The 13530-nt window shown below is 75.2% G+C and carries 12 protein-coding genes; 8 read left to right on the forward strand and 4 right to left on the reverse strand.

The features are described from left to right. Window positions 1–149 precede the first annotated feature (149 nt). From CRP39_RS05355 to CRP39_RS05365, 3 genes are read left to right on the forward strand one after another with little or no spacing between them, the layout of a single operon-like run. The gene (locus CRP39_RS05355) at window positions 150–2753 is read left to right on the forward strand and encodes a molybdopterin oxidoreductase family protein (protein ID WP_097204933.1); all 2604 of its coding nucleotides are present in this window, start codon (window positions 150–152) and stop codon (window positions 2751–2753) included. 44 nt (window positions 2754–2797) lie between these two features. Next, complete coding sequence (nirB, locus tag CRP39_RS05360; protein ID WP_097204935.1) at window positions 2798–5317, forward strand: nitrite reductase large subunit NirB; 2520 nt, start codon at window positions 2798–2800, stop codon at window positions 5315–5317. After that, window positions 5314–5640 carry a Rieske (2Fe-2S) protein gene (locus CRP39_RS05365; RefSeq protein ID WP_097204936.1) on the forward strand — a complete coding sequence of 109 codons (327 nt, stop codon included), beginning with the start codon at window positions 5314–5316 and terminating at the stop codon, window positions 5638–5640. The genes nirB and CRP39_RS05365 overlap by 4 nt, the downstream gene beginning before the upstream one ends. 25 nt (window positions 5641–5665) lie before the next feature. Here CRP39_RS05365 and CRP39_RS05370 read toward each other — a convergent pair whose 3' ends face one another. Continuing rightward, window positions 5666–6127 (reverse strand): DUF2000 domain-containing protein, encoded by a 462-nt coding sequence (locus CRP39_RS05370; RefSeq protein WP_097204938.1) that lies wholly within the window; start codon window positions 6125–6127, stop codon window positions 5666–5668. 65 nt (window positions 6128–6192) lie between these two features. Between CRP39_RS05370 and CRP39_RS05375 the strand changes: the two genes are divergently transcribed. Continuing rightward, on the forward strand, window positions 6193–6987 hold the full coding sequence (locus CRP39_RS05375) for an AraC family transcriptional regulator (RefSeq protein ID WP_097204940.1): 795 nt from the start codon (window positions 6193–6195) through the stop codon (window positions 6985–6987). 7 nt (window positions 6988–6994) lie between these two features. On the opposite strand, the gene CRP39_RS05380 is transcribed toward CRP39_RS05375, so the two are convergent. Next, window positions 6995–7588, reverse strand: a complete 594-nt coding sequence (locus CRP39_RS05380) for a helix-turn-helix domain-containing protein (RefSeq protein WP_097204941.1) — start codon at window positions 7586–7588, stop codon at window positions 6995–6997. Between the two features lie 50 nt (window positions 7589–7638). Here CRP39_RS05380 and CRP39_RS05385 point away from each other — a divergent pair, with 50 nt between their 5' ends. Then, window positions 7639–8598, forward strand: coding sequence for an NAD(P)/FAD-dependent oxidoreductase (locus CRP39_RS05385; RefSeq protein WP_097204943.1), 960 nt, complete (start codon window positions 7639–7641; stop codon window positions 8596–8598). Further along, window positions 8595–9266 carry a class I SAM-dependent methyltransferase gene (locus CRP39_RS05390; protein WP_097204945.1) on the forward strand — a complete coding sequence of 224 codons (672 nt, stop codon included), beginning with the start codon at window positions 8595–8597 and terminating at the stop codon, window positions 9264–9266. The genes CRP39_RS05385 and CRP39_RS05390 overlap by 4 nt, the downstream gene beginning before the upstream one ends. Before the next feature lie 34 nt (window positions 9267–9300). On the opposite strand, the gene CRP39_RS05395 is transcribed toward CRP39_RS05390, so the two are convergent. After that, a complete protein-coding gene (locus tag CRP39_RS05395) occupies window positions 9301–10278 on the reverse strand; it encodes a methyltransferase (RefSeq protein WP_172442289.1) in 978 nt (325 codons plus the stop codon). A 184-nt stretch (window positions 10279–10462) separates the two neighbouring features. On the opposite strand from CRP39_RS05395, the gene CRP39_RS05400 reads away from it, so the two are divergent. Further along, window positions 10463–11128: a cyclase family protein gene (locus tag CRP39_RS05400; protein ID WP_097204948.1), complete on the forward strand. Its 666-nt coding sequence runs from the start codon at window positions 10463–10465 to the stop codon at window positions 11126–11128. 7 nt (window positions 11129–11135) lie between these two features. On the opposite strand, the gene CRP39_RS05405 is transcribed toward CRP39_RS05400, so the two are convergent. Next, window positions 11136–11933: a hypothetical protein gene (locus CRP39_RS05405; RefSeq protein ID WP_097204950.1), complete on the reverse strand. Its 798-nt coding sequence runs from the start codon at window positions 11931–11933 to the stop codon at window positions 11136–11138. A 149-nt stretch (window positions 11934–12082) separates the two neighbouring features. On the opposite strand from CRP39_RS05405, the gene CRP39_RS05410 reads away from it, so the two are divergent. Beyond that, entirely contained in the window at window positions 12083–13489 is a 1407-nt protein-coding gene (locus tag CRP39_RS05410; RefSeq protein WP_097204951.1) for a nitrate/nitrite transporter, read from the forward strand. The last annotated feature ends 41 nt before the right edge of the window (window positions 13490–13530 follow it).

The raw sequence follows: 13530 nt of genomic DNA on the forward strand, positions 1-13530 counted from the left end.
CGGACTGGCCGCGACACGAGGCTTTGTAACGCACGTCACAGGTTGTTGGCCAGGCCGCACACCTCGTCACCGGGGCGTGTGAGGCCTCCGGAACCCAGGCTTGACGCCGGTGCCGCGGTCGGGAAACCGGCGTCGACGAGTCTCGTGCCGTGACCGCCACCGCCCTCCCCGGAGCCCTGGCCGGGGTCGGCCCGCGCACCCGCACCACCGCCACCCACTGCCCGTACTGCTCCCTGCAGTGCGGCATCACCATGACCGCCGGTGACCGCCCGGCCACCCTGCAGCCGGCCGACTTCCCCACCAACCGGGGCGGGCTGTGCTCCAAGGGCTGGTCGGCGACCGAGCTGCTCGACCACCCGGAACGGCTCACCCGCCCGCTGGTGCGCGCCGTCCCCGGTGACCGCACCAGCCCGCTGGTCGAGTCCACGTGGGACGACGCCCTGGACCGGTTGGTCGCGGCGATCGAGCGCACGCAAGCCCGGTACGGCCGCGACGCGGTCGGCTGCTTCGGTGGCGGCGGACTGACCAACGAGCAGGCCTACCAGTTCGGCAAGTTCGCCCGGGTCGCGCTGCGCACCTCACGGATCGACTACAACGGCAGGTTCTGCATGTCCTCGGCGGCGAGCGCGGCCAACCGCGCCTTCGGCCTCGACCGCGGCATGCCGTTCCCGCTGAGCGACATCGCCGCCGCCGACGTCGTCGTCCTCGTCGGCGCCAACCCGGCCGACACGATGCCGCCGGCGATGCAGTACCTCGACGCGGGCCGGGTCCGCGGCGCGCAGCACGTCGTCGTCGATCCCCGGCGGACGGCGACCGCCCGCTCCGCCGCCCTGCACCTGCAGCCGCTGCCCGGCACCGACCTGGCGCTGGCCAACGGGCTGTTGCACATCGCCCTCGCCGAGGGGCTCGTGGACGAGGAGTACGTCGCGGCGCGGACGACGGGCTTCGACGAGGTGGAGGCCGGCGTCGCGGCGTACTGGCCGGACCGCGTCGAGCGGCTCACCGGCGTCCCGGTGGCCGACCAGCGGCGCACCGTCTTCGCCCTGGCGCGGGCCGAGCGGGCGATCGTCCTCACCGCCCGCGGGGCCGAGCAGCACCGCAGCGGCACCGACACCGCCCAGGCGTGGATCAACCTGGCGCTGGCCCTCGGGCTGCCCGGCCGGGAGGGCAGCGGCTGGGCGACGGTCACCGGCCAGGGCAACGGGCAGGGCGGCCGGGAGCACGGGCAGAAGGCCGACCAACTGCCCGGGTACCGCAGCATCACCGACCCCGCGGCCCGCGCGCACGTCGCCGCCGTCTGGAGGGTGGAGCCCGACTCGATCCCGGGTCCGGGCCGCAGCGCCTTCGAGCTGCTCGACGGCCTCGGCACCGACGGCGGCGTCCGCACGCTGCTGGTGCTGGCCTCCAACGTGGCGGTCTCCGCGCCCGACGCCCGCCGGGTCGTCAGCCGGCTGGGGGACCTGGACTTCCTCGCGGTCAGCGACTTCTTCCTCTCCGAGACCGCCGAGCTCGCCGACGTCGTCCTGCCCAGCGCCATGTGGGCCGAGGAGGACGGGACGATGACCAACGTCGAGGGCCGGGTCATCCGCCGCCGGCGCGCTCTCGACCCGCCCGCCGGCGTCCGCGACGACCTGCACCTGCTCGCCGAGCTGGCCGCCCGCCTCGGCGCCGGGCACCTGTTCAGCGACGACCCGGAGACCGTCTTCGAGGAGCTGCGCCGGGCCAGCGCCGGGGGATCGGCCGACTACTCCGGCATCAGCTACCGGCGCATCGACGAGGAGCAGGGCGTCTTCTGGCCCTGCCCGGCCCCGGCGGACGGCGGACGGCCGCACCCCGGCACGCCACGGCTGTTCGGTGAGCGGTTCGCGACCCCCGACGGCCGCGCCCGGTTCCTGCGGGTGGAGCACGTCGAGGCCCACGAGCAGCCCGACGCCGAGTACCCGTACGTGCTCACCACCGGCCGCGTGCTGGCCCAGTACCAGTCGGGCACCCAGACCCGCCGCGCACGCAGCCTGCAGCTCCTCGCGCCGCTGCCGCGTGCCGAGCTGCACCCGGACCTCGCCCGCCGGCACGGCATCGGCCCGGACGACGTCGTGGAGCTGGCCACCCGCCGCGGCCGCGCCCGCTTCTCGGCACACCTGACCGAGGACATCCGGCCCGACGTCGTCTTCGCGCCCTTCCACTGGGGCGGCGCCTCGGCGGCCAACGCGCTCACCGACGCCGATGCCCTCGACCCGACCAGCCGGATGCCCGCCTTCAAGGTCTGCGCGGTCGCCGTCACCCGGGTCGCCGGCCCGGTCGAGCGGCTGCCCGCCCCCGACGCCGCCACCCAGCCGGCGCCCCGCCCGCACGAGCCCGCCACAGCACCCACACCACGGCCCCCGTCCCGGAGGAGGACCCCCCGCGTGAAGAGCACCCCACGCTTCCTGCAAGGCGTCTACGCGATCACCGGGGAGGGCCTGGACAAGCCGGGTCCGGTCGACCCCGCGCTGCGCTACACCGTGCCCAACGGCGCCAGCGCGCAGGCGCTGTACTTCCGCGGGGGCAACTCCACCGACTCCCTGGTCTACGCGCTGCTGCTGCGCGACGGCGTCCCGATGCGCTGGTTCCCGATCGGCGCCAAGGGCGACGTGCACGTGCCGCTGCGCGTGGTCGAGGACCTGCCCGGCGGCACCCTCGTGGAGCTGCACGCCGCCGCGCCCGCCGGTGTCACCGGTGAGCTGGTCGTCGACCTCGGGCTGGTGGAGGTCTGATGGGCCCGGGCGTGGCGGTGAGCAGAGTCCTCGGAGGACGTGTCATGCCGCCTTCCCCCTTCCACCCGACCTCGTTCCGGCTGGACGTCGACGAGTTCGACGAACGCGCCTCGCTGGTCGTCGTGGGCAACGGCATGGCCGGCGCCCGGTTCGTCGAGGAGGTGCTCGAGCGCGGCGGGGGCGAGCAGTTCCGGATCACCGTCCTCGGGGAGGAGCCGCACGGCAACTACAACCGGATCATGCTCTCGCCGGTGCTGGCCGGGGAGTCGCACGAGGACGACATCGTCCTCAACAGCCACGACTGGTACGCCGACAACGGGGTCACCCTGCGCGCCGGCGTCCGGGTGGAGCGGATCGACACCGCGGCCAAGGTCGTGCACGCCGCCGACGGCTCGGTGACCGCCTACGACCACCTCGTGCTGGCCACCGGCAGCTACTCGTTCATCCCGCCGATGACGGGCGTGCGGGCCGCGGACGGCGAACTGCTGCCCGGCGTCTACGGGTTCCGCACCATCGACGAGACCCGCGCGATGCTCGACGCCGTCGGCCGGTGCGAGAAGGCCGTGGTCATGGGCGGCGGCCTGCTGGGACTGGAGGCCGCCCGCGCCCTGCAGGGCCACGGGCTGCAGGTCGACCTGGTGCACGCCATGCCCCACCTGATGAACGTGCAGCTCGACGCAGAGGCCGGCGCCATCCTCAAGAAGAGCGTGGAGTCGCTCGGCATCACCGTCCACCTCGACGTCTTCGCCACCGAGGTCTTCGGCACCGGCCACGTCGAGGGCGTGGGGCTCGCCGACGGACGGCGGATCGACGCCGACCTGCTCGTCGTGGCCGCCGGCGTCCGGCCGAGCACCGACCTCGGCGTCCGCTCCGGCCTGGAGGTGGAGCGCGGCATCGTCGTCGACGACCAGCTGCGCACCGACGACCCGGACGTGTACGCGATCGGCGAGTGCGCCCAGCACCGCGGCGAGGTCTACGGCCTCGTGGCGCCGGCCTGGGAGCACGCGAAGGTGCTGGCCGACGTCCTCACCGGCACCGACCCCGACGCCGAGTACCACGGCAGCCGGACGGCGACGAAGCTCAAGGTCGCCGGCGTCGACGTCGCGGTCATGGGCATCAACACCCCGGAGCGGGACGACGACGAGTTCCTGGTGATCTCCGAGCCCAAGCGCGGCGTGCACCTGTCGGTGGTCATCCGCGACGACACGCTGGTCGGCGCCACGCTGCTCGGGGACACCCGCAAGGTCGCGTTCCTCACCCAGGCCTTCGACCGCGGCGCCCCGCTCCCGGAGGAGCGGATCCGGCTGCTGGTCGACCTCTCCGACGGCGCCGAGGAGGTCGGCGTCGCCGAGATGCCCGGCGACTCGCAGGTGTGCAACTGCAACGGCGTCACGAAGGGCGCGATCTGCGCCGTCGTCGCCGACGGGTGCACCGCGCTCGGCGGGGTCATGGACCGCACCCGCGCGGGCAAGGGCTGCGGCTCCTGCAAGTCGCTGGTCAAGCAGATCGTGGAGTGGGCCGCCGACGGCGACCTCACCGAGGACCCGTCGGCGTCCTGGTACGTCCCGGGCATCCCGATGGCCAAGCCCGAGCTCATCGCGGCCATCCGGGAGCAGGACCTGCGCAGCGTCTCGGCCGTCTTCGCCGCCCTCGCCCCGGCGGGCAAGGAGGACGCGAAGTCGAAGATGGGCCTGACCTCGCTGCTCAAGATGCTCTGGGGCGTCGACTTCGTCCCCGAGAAGGACGGCGAGTTCATCAACGACCGCGTGCACGCCAACATCCAGCGCGACGGCACGTTCTCCGTCGTCCCGCAGATGAAGGGCGGGGTCACCACCCCGGCCCAGCTGCGCCGGATCGCCGACGTCGCCGAGAAGTACGAGGTGCCGATGGTCAAGGTGACCGGCGGCCAGCGGATCGACCTGCTCGGTGTCCGCAAGGAGGACCTGCCGGCCATGTGGTCCGACCTCGGCATGCCGTCGGGGTACGCCTACGGCAAGAGCATGCGGACCGTGAAGACCTGCGTGGGCAGCGACTTCTGCCGGTTCGGCCTCGGCGACTCCACCCAGCTCGGCATCGACCTGGAGAGCCGGTTCCAGGGCATCGAGAGCCCGGCCAAGATGAAGCTCGCCGTCGTCGGCTGCCCCCGCAACTGCGCCGAGGCCTACGTCAAGGACGTCGGCGTCGTGGCGGTCGGCAACGGGAAGTGGGAGGTCCACGTCGGCGGCGCCGCCGGGGCCACCGTCCGCAAGGGCGACCTGCTGGCGACCGTCGACTCCCCGGAGGCGGTGGTGACCCTCGCCGGCCGGTTCATGCAGTACTACCGGGAGAACGCCAACTGGCTCGAGCGCACCTACGACTTCGTGCCCCGCATCGGGCTGGAGAAGATCAAGCAGGTGCTGCTCGAGGACAGCGAGGGCCTCGTCGCCGAGCTGGACGCGAACATGCAGCGGTCGGTCGACGCCTACACCGACCCGTGGGGGCAGGACGGCGGCGAGCCGTCCACCCCGGGCCAGTTCCGCCCGTCCCTCCCGCTGATCCCGCTGCCGGAGGTGCCGGTCCGATGAGCCTCACCGAACTGCGGACGAGCACCGCCTACACCGTGGGCCGCGTCGAGGAGGTGCCGCCGGGGGAGGGGCGGGCGTTCGTCGCCGGGGGCGTGCAGGTCGCCGTGTTCCGGCTGCGCGACGGGTCGCTGCACGCGACCCAGGCGGCCTGCCCGCACGCCGGCGGGCCGCTGGCCGACGGGCAGACCGACGTCGACGTGCTGGTCTGCCCGCTGCACCTGTACGCCTACCGGTGGTCCGACGGCGCCTCGACCTCCGGGACGGCGCCGGTCCGGCTGTACCCGGTCCGCGACGTCGACGGCGACCTCGTCGTCGAGGTGTGAGGGGAGGCGGCGGGGTGGGCCCCGCTCACGGGTGCATGCGGGCCCCCTTCACCACCTTGTCGACGGCGGTCCGCGGCCCGTGCACGGCCAGCCCCACGAGGTCGAGGTCGGCGCCGGGGACCGCCTGCACCGCGGCACGGTTCTCCGCGTCGCCGCCGGTCGCGAACAGGTCCGCGGTGAACAGCGACACCGGCAGGCCGCGTTCCAGCGCCCGCTCCCGCGCCCGCCGCAGCAGCTCGCCGTCGGCGGTCAGCACCACCACGGGCTGGCGGAACATGGGCAGGTAGGCGGTGCCGTCGGCGTCCCGGTAGGGGGAGCCGAGCAGCTCGGGCACCGCCCCGGCGATCGCGCCGGCCAGGAACGCCGTCACGTTGAGCTCCTGCCACGGCAGCAGCCCCGCGCGGACGACGACGGCGATCTTCGTGGTCCACGGCGGCCCCGTCTCCCCGGCGACCGCCACCTCGTCCTCCAGCTCGCGCACGTCCATGCCGACAGCATCGGGGAGGCCGCCGTCCGGGGTCTTGTACGTTCCTGGCCGCCTACGCTGCCCCCGTGGCCGGTGCAGCCGAGGTGGTGGCCTGGCGGCCGCCCGTGCCCGGGCTGACCGAGGTGCTGCACGCGCGGTTCCCCGACCACGCCTACCCGCCGCACACGCACGAGGCCTGGACGCTGCTGCTCGTCGACGAGGGCGCGGTCCGCTACGACCTGGACCGCCGGCCGCACGGCGCCTCCCGCGCGGCGGTGACGCTGCTGCCGCCGGGCGTGCCGCACGACGGGCGGGCGGAGACGCCGGCGGGGTTCCGCAAGCGGGTGCTGTACCTGGAGCCCGGCACGCTCGGCCCCGGACGGGTGGGGCGGGCCGTCGACGCCCCGACCATCGACGACCGGGAGCTGCGCGATCGGGTCTCCCGGCTGCACGCCGCGCTGCGGCCGCACCCCGAGGAGCTGGAGGCCGCCAGCCGGCTGGCGTTCGTGGTCGAGCGGCTGCGCCGGCACCTGGACCGCGACGTCGTCCCGCCCGGCTCCGTGCGCGACGACCGGGTCGCCGACCGGCTGCGCGAGCTGATCGACGCCCGGCTGCCCGACGGGGTGGACCTCTCCTCGGTCGCGGCGGAGCTCGGCGTCCACCCCACCCACCTGGTGCGGGCCTTCGCCCGCCGGCACGGCCTGCCGCCGCACCGCTACCTCACCGGGCGTCGGGTCGACCTCGCCCGCCGGCTGCTGCTCGACGGCATGCGCGTGGCCGAGGTGGCCACCGCCGCCGGCTTCTACGACCAGGCCCACCTGACCCGGCACTTCCGGCGGATGCTGGCCACGACGCCCGCGGCCTACGCCCGGTCCGGCTGAGGGCCGGTCACGACCGGGGTCGGGCGCGGACGTGCATGCGCTCGCCCTGCGGACCGAACAGCGTGAGCACCTCGGCCGGTTCCGGGAACGGGTTGCCGAAGGCGTGCGGCACCCGGGTGTCGAACTCGACCACCTCGCCGGTGGAGAGCACGAAGTCGCGCGCGCCGAGCAGCAGCCGCAGGCGGCCGGAGAGCACGTAGAGCCACTCGTAGCCCTCGTGCGTCTTCTGCTCCATGTCGCCGGTCCGCGAGCGCGGGGGGAACGTCTGCTTGTAGGCCTGCAGCCCCCCGCTCTGGCGGGTCAGCGGCACCATCGTCACGCCCTCGTGCTCGAACGGGCTCTGGTGCACGCGCGGGTCGCCCGTGGGCGGGGTGTCCACCAGGTCGTCGAGCGCCACCTGGTAGGCCCGGGCCAGGGGGAGCAGCAGTTCCAGCGTCGGCCGGCGCTGCCCCGACTCCAACCGGGACAGCGTGCTGACCGAGATCCCGGTGGTGGCGGACACCGCCGCCAGCGTCAGGTCGCGGTCGGTCCGCAGCGCGCGCAGCCGCGGACCGACCGACTCCAGGACGGCATCGACCGCGGGCTCGTCCGTCTTTGCCATACCAGCAACCATACTTGTCGATCCGGTGTGGACGGGTGGACGGTTGCCGCATGAGCGAATACGACGTCGTGGTCATCGGTGGTGGCGCCGCGGGGCTGAGCGGGGCCGTGGCCCTGGCGCGGTCGCGGCGCACGGTCCTCGTGGTCGACGCCGGACAGCCGCGGAACGCGCCGGCATCCGGCGTGCACAACTACCTGGGCCGGGAGGGCGCCCGTCCCGCGGACCTGCTCGCCGACGGACGGGCCGAACTGGTCGGCTACGGAGGGGAGGTCGTCCACGGCGTGGTCACCGCCGCGCGGCGGGAGGACGACGGGACGGTCCGCGTGTCGCTCGACGGCGATCGCGAGGTGTCGGCACGCCGGCTGCTGGTCACGACCGGCCTCGTCGACGAGCTGCCCGACCTGCCCGGGCTGGCGGAGCGGTGGGGGCGCGACGTGCTGCACTGCCCGTTCTGCCACGGCTGGGAGGTGCGCGACCAGGCGGTCGGCATCCTCGCCACCGGCCCGAATGCGGTGCACCAGGCGCTGCTGTTCCGGCAGCTCAGCCAGGACGTCGTCTTCTTCCGGCACACCGGGCCCGGGCTCGCACCCGAGCAGGCCGAGCAGTTGGCGGCCCTGGGCGTCCGGATGGTCGACGGGGAGGTGACCGGGGTCGAGGTGACCGGCGACCGGCTCACCGGCGTCCGGCTCGTCACCGGCGAGGTCGTGCCGCGCGCGGCTCTCGTCGTGGCGCCGCGCTTCACCGCACGGGCCGGCGTGCTGGAGTCGCTGGGGGTCTCGGCGGTGGACCAGGAGATGGGCGGCTCCGTCGTCGGCAGCGCCGTGCCGGCCGACCCGACCGGAGCGACCTCCGTGCCGGGCGTGTGGGTGGCGGGCAACGTCTCCGATCTCAGCGCGCAGGTGGTGGTCTCCGCCGCCGCCGGGATGCGGGCCGGCGCCATGATCAACGCCGACCTCGTGGCCGAGGACGCCCGCCGCGCCGTCGCCGCCCAGCGGGGCGTGGCGGCATGAGCGCGGTCGATCGCAGTTCGTACGACGAGCTGTACCGGTCGGCGCCGGCGGTGTGGAGCGGCCGCCCGAACCGGCAGCTCGTCGTCGAGGGGAGCGTCCTGCCGCCCGGCACGGCGCTGGACGCCGGGTGCGGTGAGGGCGCCGACGCCCTGTGGCTCGCGGAGCGGGGCTGGCGCGTCACCGCGGTGGACTTCTCCGCCGTCGCGCTGGACCGCGCAGCCGCACACGCCCGTGCCCGCGGGCTCGACGACCGCATCACGTGGGTGCACGCCGACCTGGACGTGTGGACGCCGGCGGAGGGCGGCTTCGACCTCGTCGCGGCGCACTACCTGCACTCGCGCGGAGCCGACCGCCCGGCGCTGTTCGCCCGGCTCGGCGGGGCGGTCGCGCCGGGCGGGACCCTGCTCGTCGTCGGTCACCTGCTCGGTGAGGGTGCCGGCGACCACCACCAGGGTCACGAGCACGTCGAGCACGGGCACCAGGGTCCCCACGGGCACGACCCCGACCTGCTGTACACCGCGGAGGACGTCGCGGCGGTCCTCGACCCCGCGCAGTGGCGGGACGTCGTTCCGGAGACGCGGGACCGCGACGCGGCGGCGGTCGCGCGGACGGGCAACGCGGCGCCGGACACCGTCCTCGTGGCGCGGCGCCGGTCAGGAGTGCGGTAGCCCGGGGCCGGCCCGCGGCGAGGGCGGCCGCGCGTCACCCCTGGGGCCGCGCCTCCAGCACGTGGACACCCGCGGCGGTGGGGACGTCGGCGGTGAGGCGCAGTCCGGCCTCCTCCAGCAGCGCGGCGTACTCGGCGGCGGTGCGCTCCCGGCCGTGCAGGAGGACGAGCATGTGCAGGTCCATCCGCACCACCGCCGGGTCCTCGACGGCGCGCCGGGGGAGCACCGCCTCCACCACGAGCAGGACGGAGTCCGGCCGCATCGCCGCCCGGCAGCTCCGCAGCACCCGCAGCGCGTCGCCGTCGTCCCAGTCGTGCAGGACCCGGGACAGCAGGTAGGCGTCCGCGCCGCCGGGCACCCCGGTGAAGAAGTCGCCGCCGACCGTGGGCAGGTCCGAGCCGGCGACGACGTCCGGCTGGTCGAACAGGACCACGTCCGCCGACGGCACCCGCTCGAGGACCGCGCGCAGCAGGGTGCCGCTGCCGCCGCCGACGTCGACCACGGAGGCGAAGCCGGTCAGGTCGTAGGCGGCGACCACCGCCCCCGCCTCGCGGGCGGAGCGGCCGGCCATCGACGCCCGGAAGGCCGCGAGCCGCTCCGGCGCCGCGGCGAGGTGGTCGAAGAACGGCCGGCCGTGGACGACGTCGAAGGGGGTGTCGCCCGTGCGGACCGCGTCGAGCAGGCCTGCCGCGGCCCGGTAGTACAGCTCCGCGCGCGCCGTCACCGCGCCGCGCAACGAGCCGGGCGTCCCGGCCAGCAGCAGCTCGCCCGTCGCCGTGAGGGCGAACCGGCCGTCGGGCAGCTCGTCGAGCACCTCCTCGGCAGCCAGTCCCCGCAGCACCCGGCGCAGGGGGCCCGGCACGGCTCCCAGCTCGCCCGCGAGGTCGTCGGCGCCGCGGGGCCCGCCGGTCAGCGCCTCGGGGACGCCCAGGGCGATCGCGACGTGCAGCAGCTGGGTGACCAGGTAGCCGTCGGCCAGCCGGGCCAGACCGTCGGCTGGGGAGCCGGGCACGGCGACCATGCTGGCAGCGCTCGCGGGGGCGGACAACGGGCCCGTGCGTCCGGGCACCCGCGGCGGGGGCGGAGGCGGGCGTGCACCCGTCCGCACCTCCTCAGCGGGCTCCTGCTCTCTCCACGCGGTCGACATGGACGCAGATCCACACCCGCGCTCCGGGGGCGTGCGGCAGGCTGGCCGCATGGCGCGGTTCGTGGAACTCAGTCACGTGATCACCGCCGGGATGGTGACCTATCCCGGTCTTCCCGCGCCGGAGGTCACGCCGTACCTGACCCGTGAGACGTCACGGGAGGTGTACGCGCCGGGCACCGAGTTCGTCATCGACTGGGTGCGCATGCTGGGCAACACCGGCACGTACCTCGACAGCCCGTTCCACCGCCACGCCGACGGCCCCGACCTCGCCGGCCTCCCGCTGGAGGAGCTGGCCGACCTGCCGGCCATCGTCGTCCACACCGCCGGCTCCGGCCGCCGGGCGGTCGGTGTCGAGGACCTGAGCGGGCACGCCGTCGCCGGGTGCGCCGTGCTGCTGCACACGGGCGGCGACGTCGCCTTCGGGACGCCGGCCTACGGCGTGGACGCGCCCTTCCTCACCGGCGACGGCGCGCGGTGGCTGGCCGCGGAGGGCGCCGCGCTGGTCGGCATCGACGCGGTGAACATCGACGAGATCGTCGAGCGCGGCGAGCGGCCGGTGCACACCCTGCTGCTGGCGGCCGGCATCCCGATCGTCGAGCACCTCACGGGCCTGGACCTCGTACCGGACACCGGCGCCCGCTTCACCGCGGCCCCGCCGCGCTTCTCCGGACTCGGCACCTTCCCGGTGCGTGCCTACGCCCGGCTACCGGACTGACCTCGGCTCAGGCGGGCGGCGCCAGCTCGGCCAGCACGGCGGCGACGTCGTCGTCCCGGACGAAGCCCAGCGCCAGCAGCCGGTGCACCAGCACGCCGCGCCGGGTCAGTCTCAGGTCGGCCGGACGCAGGCGGGGGAGGGCCGCGCCACCGGGGCGGGGCTGGGCCGGCGGCGGGTCGAGCAGGCCGGCGCGCTGCAGGTCGGTGAGGTCCTCGCGGGCGGCCCACGCGGTCCAGGCCCTCGGGTCGTCGGGCAGCGGGGTCATCGGCAGCGGCGCGCGGTCCCGTCGGCCGACCCCGGCCAGCACGGCCAGCTGCCGCCAGGAGAGCCCGGCGGCTCCCCGCAGCGCGCGGTCGACCAGTGCGGCGTCGAGGTCGGGGGAGGCGGCCACCTCGGCCAGCAGGTAGCCCAGGTGCCGCACCCGCCGCTCCTCGACGGAGACGCGGGCGGCGGCGACGACGGCCTCGGTGACCTCGTCGGCGGCGGAGCGGCGCCCGGCGCGGGGCGTGAAGAAGTCGTCGTCCCGGACCGGGCGGCCGGCGCGGGACAGGGACGCGGCGTGCTCCACCGCGAAGGCCAGGACGGCGCCGGCCCGCGCCCGCTCGCGGAGCAGCGGCAGGGCGGTGGCCTCCTCGGCCGCCGTCCGCAGGCAGCCGGCCAGCCGGTCGTCCAGGCGCACGGCCGGGGCCGGTCCGGCCCCGGGGAACACCACCGCGGCGGCGGCCCGGCTCATCGAGCCGGCGACCACCGCGCCGGCCTCGAGCAGCGCGCGGCCGGTGGCGGGGGAGTCCTCGGTGGCGGTCACACCGGTGATCCTCGCCGGTCCGGGGCCGCCCGTGCACCCGGTGGACGCCCGGCCTCACCACAGCGGGTCAGCGACGGTGAGCACAACGGAACACGGGTTCATCGCCGCGGCAACGGACGGGGAACGCCGGGCCGTCAGCGTTCCGTGCCATGGCCGCCCCCGCCTCCGCAGCCCCGTCCACGACGCCGCCGGCCGCCCCGCCGACGCCGGTCACCGCGCCACCCCGCCGATCCGGGCAGTGGATCGACGACTGGCGCCCCGAGGACCCCGCCTTCTGGGAGTCCACCGGCCGGGGGGTCGCCCGCCGCAACCTGTTCCTCTCCGTCTTCTCCGAGCACGTGGGTTTCTCGATCTGGAGCCTGTGGTCGGTGCTGGTCCTCTTCCTGCCGGAGGGCGTCTACGGGATCGACCCGGCCGGCAAGTTCCTGCTCACCACGCTGCCGACGGCGCTGGGGGCGTTCGTGCGGTTGCCCTACACCTTCGCCGTCGCCACGTTCGGCGGGCGGAACTGGACGATCGTCAGCGCCTCGCTGCTGCTGGTGCCGACGATCGCCACCGCCGTCGTCCTCGAACCCGGCGTCTCGTACTCGACGCTGCTGGTCGTGAGCTGCCTGGCCGGCGTCGGCGGGGGCAACTTCGCCAGCTCGATGGCGAACATCAACGCCTTCTACCCCGACCGGCTCAAGGGCTGGGCGCTGGGCCTCAACGCCGGCGGCGGCAACCTCGGCGTCCCGGTGGTCCAGCTCGTCGGCCTGCTCGTGCTGGCGACGGCCGGGGTGCAGCACCCCCGGCTGGTCTTGCTGGTCTACATCCCGCTGATCGTCGCCGCCGCGGTCGGTGCGGCGCTGGTCATGGACAACCTGACGACGGCGCGCAACCAGCCGCGGGCCATGCGCGAGGCGACCCGCGAGCGGCACACCTGGATCATGTCGTTCCTCTACATCGGCACCTTCGGCTCGTTCATCGGCTTCGGGTTCGCCTTCGGCCAGGTGCTGCAGAACCAGTTCACCGGCTCCTTCGGCACCCCGCTGGCCGCGGCGTCGCTGACCTGGCTGGGGCCGCTGCTCGGCTCGGCGATCCGCCCGCTCGGCGGCTCGCTGGCCGACCGCTTCGGCGGCGCGCGCATCACGTTCTGGACCTTCGGGGCGATGGCCGCCGGCGCCGCGACCGTGTGGACGGCGAGCCGGCTGGGCTCCCTGCCGCTGTTCGTCGTCGGCTTCGTGGCGCTGTTCGTGCTCAGCGGGGTCGGCAACGGCTCGACCTACAAGATGATCCCGGCGATCTTCCGCACCCAGGCCCGGCAGCAGCTGGCCGCGGGCGGCGACCCCGCGGCCGCGGACCGGCGCGCGCTGCGGATGTCCGGTGCGCTCATCGGCATCGCCGGCGCGGTCGGCGCGTTCGGCGGGGTGCTGGTGAACCTCGCCTTCCGGCAGTCGTTCCTCACCACGGGCACCGGCGACTCGGCGTACCTGGTGTTCATCGCCTTCTACGTCGCCTGCCTGGTCGTGACCTGGGCGGTCTACCTGCGGCCCCGCGCCCCCATGGCCGGCGTCTGAGCCCCGGCCCGCCGTCGGGCCCCTGATCGACCGCAAGTCCC

This window comes from Geodermatophilus sabuli, assembly GCF_900215145.1.
GTDB lineage: Bacteria > Actinomycetota > Actinomycetes > Mycobacteriales > Geodermatophilaceae > Geodermatophilus > Geodermatophilus sabuli.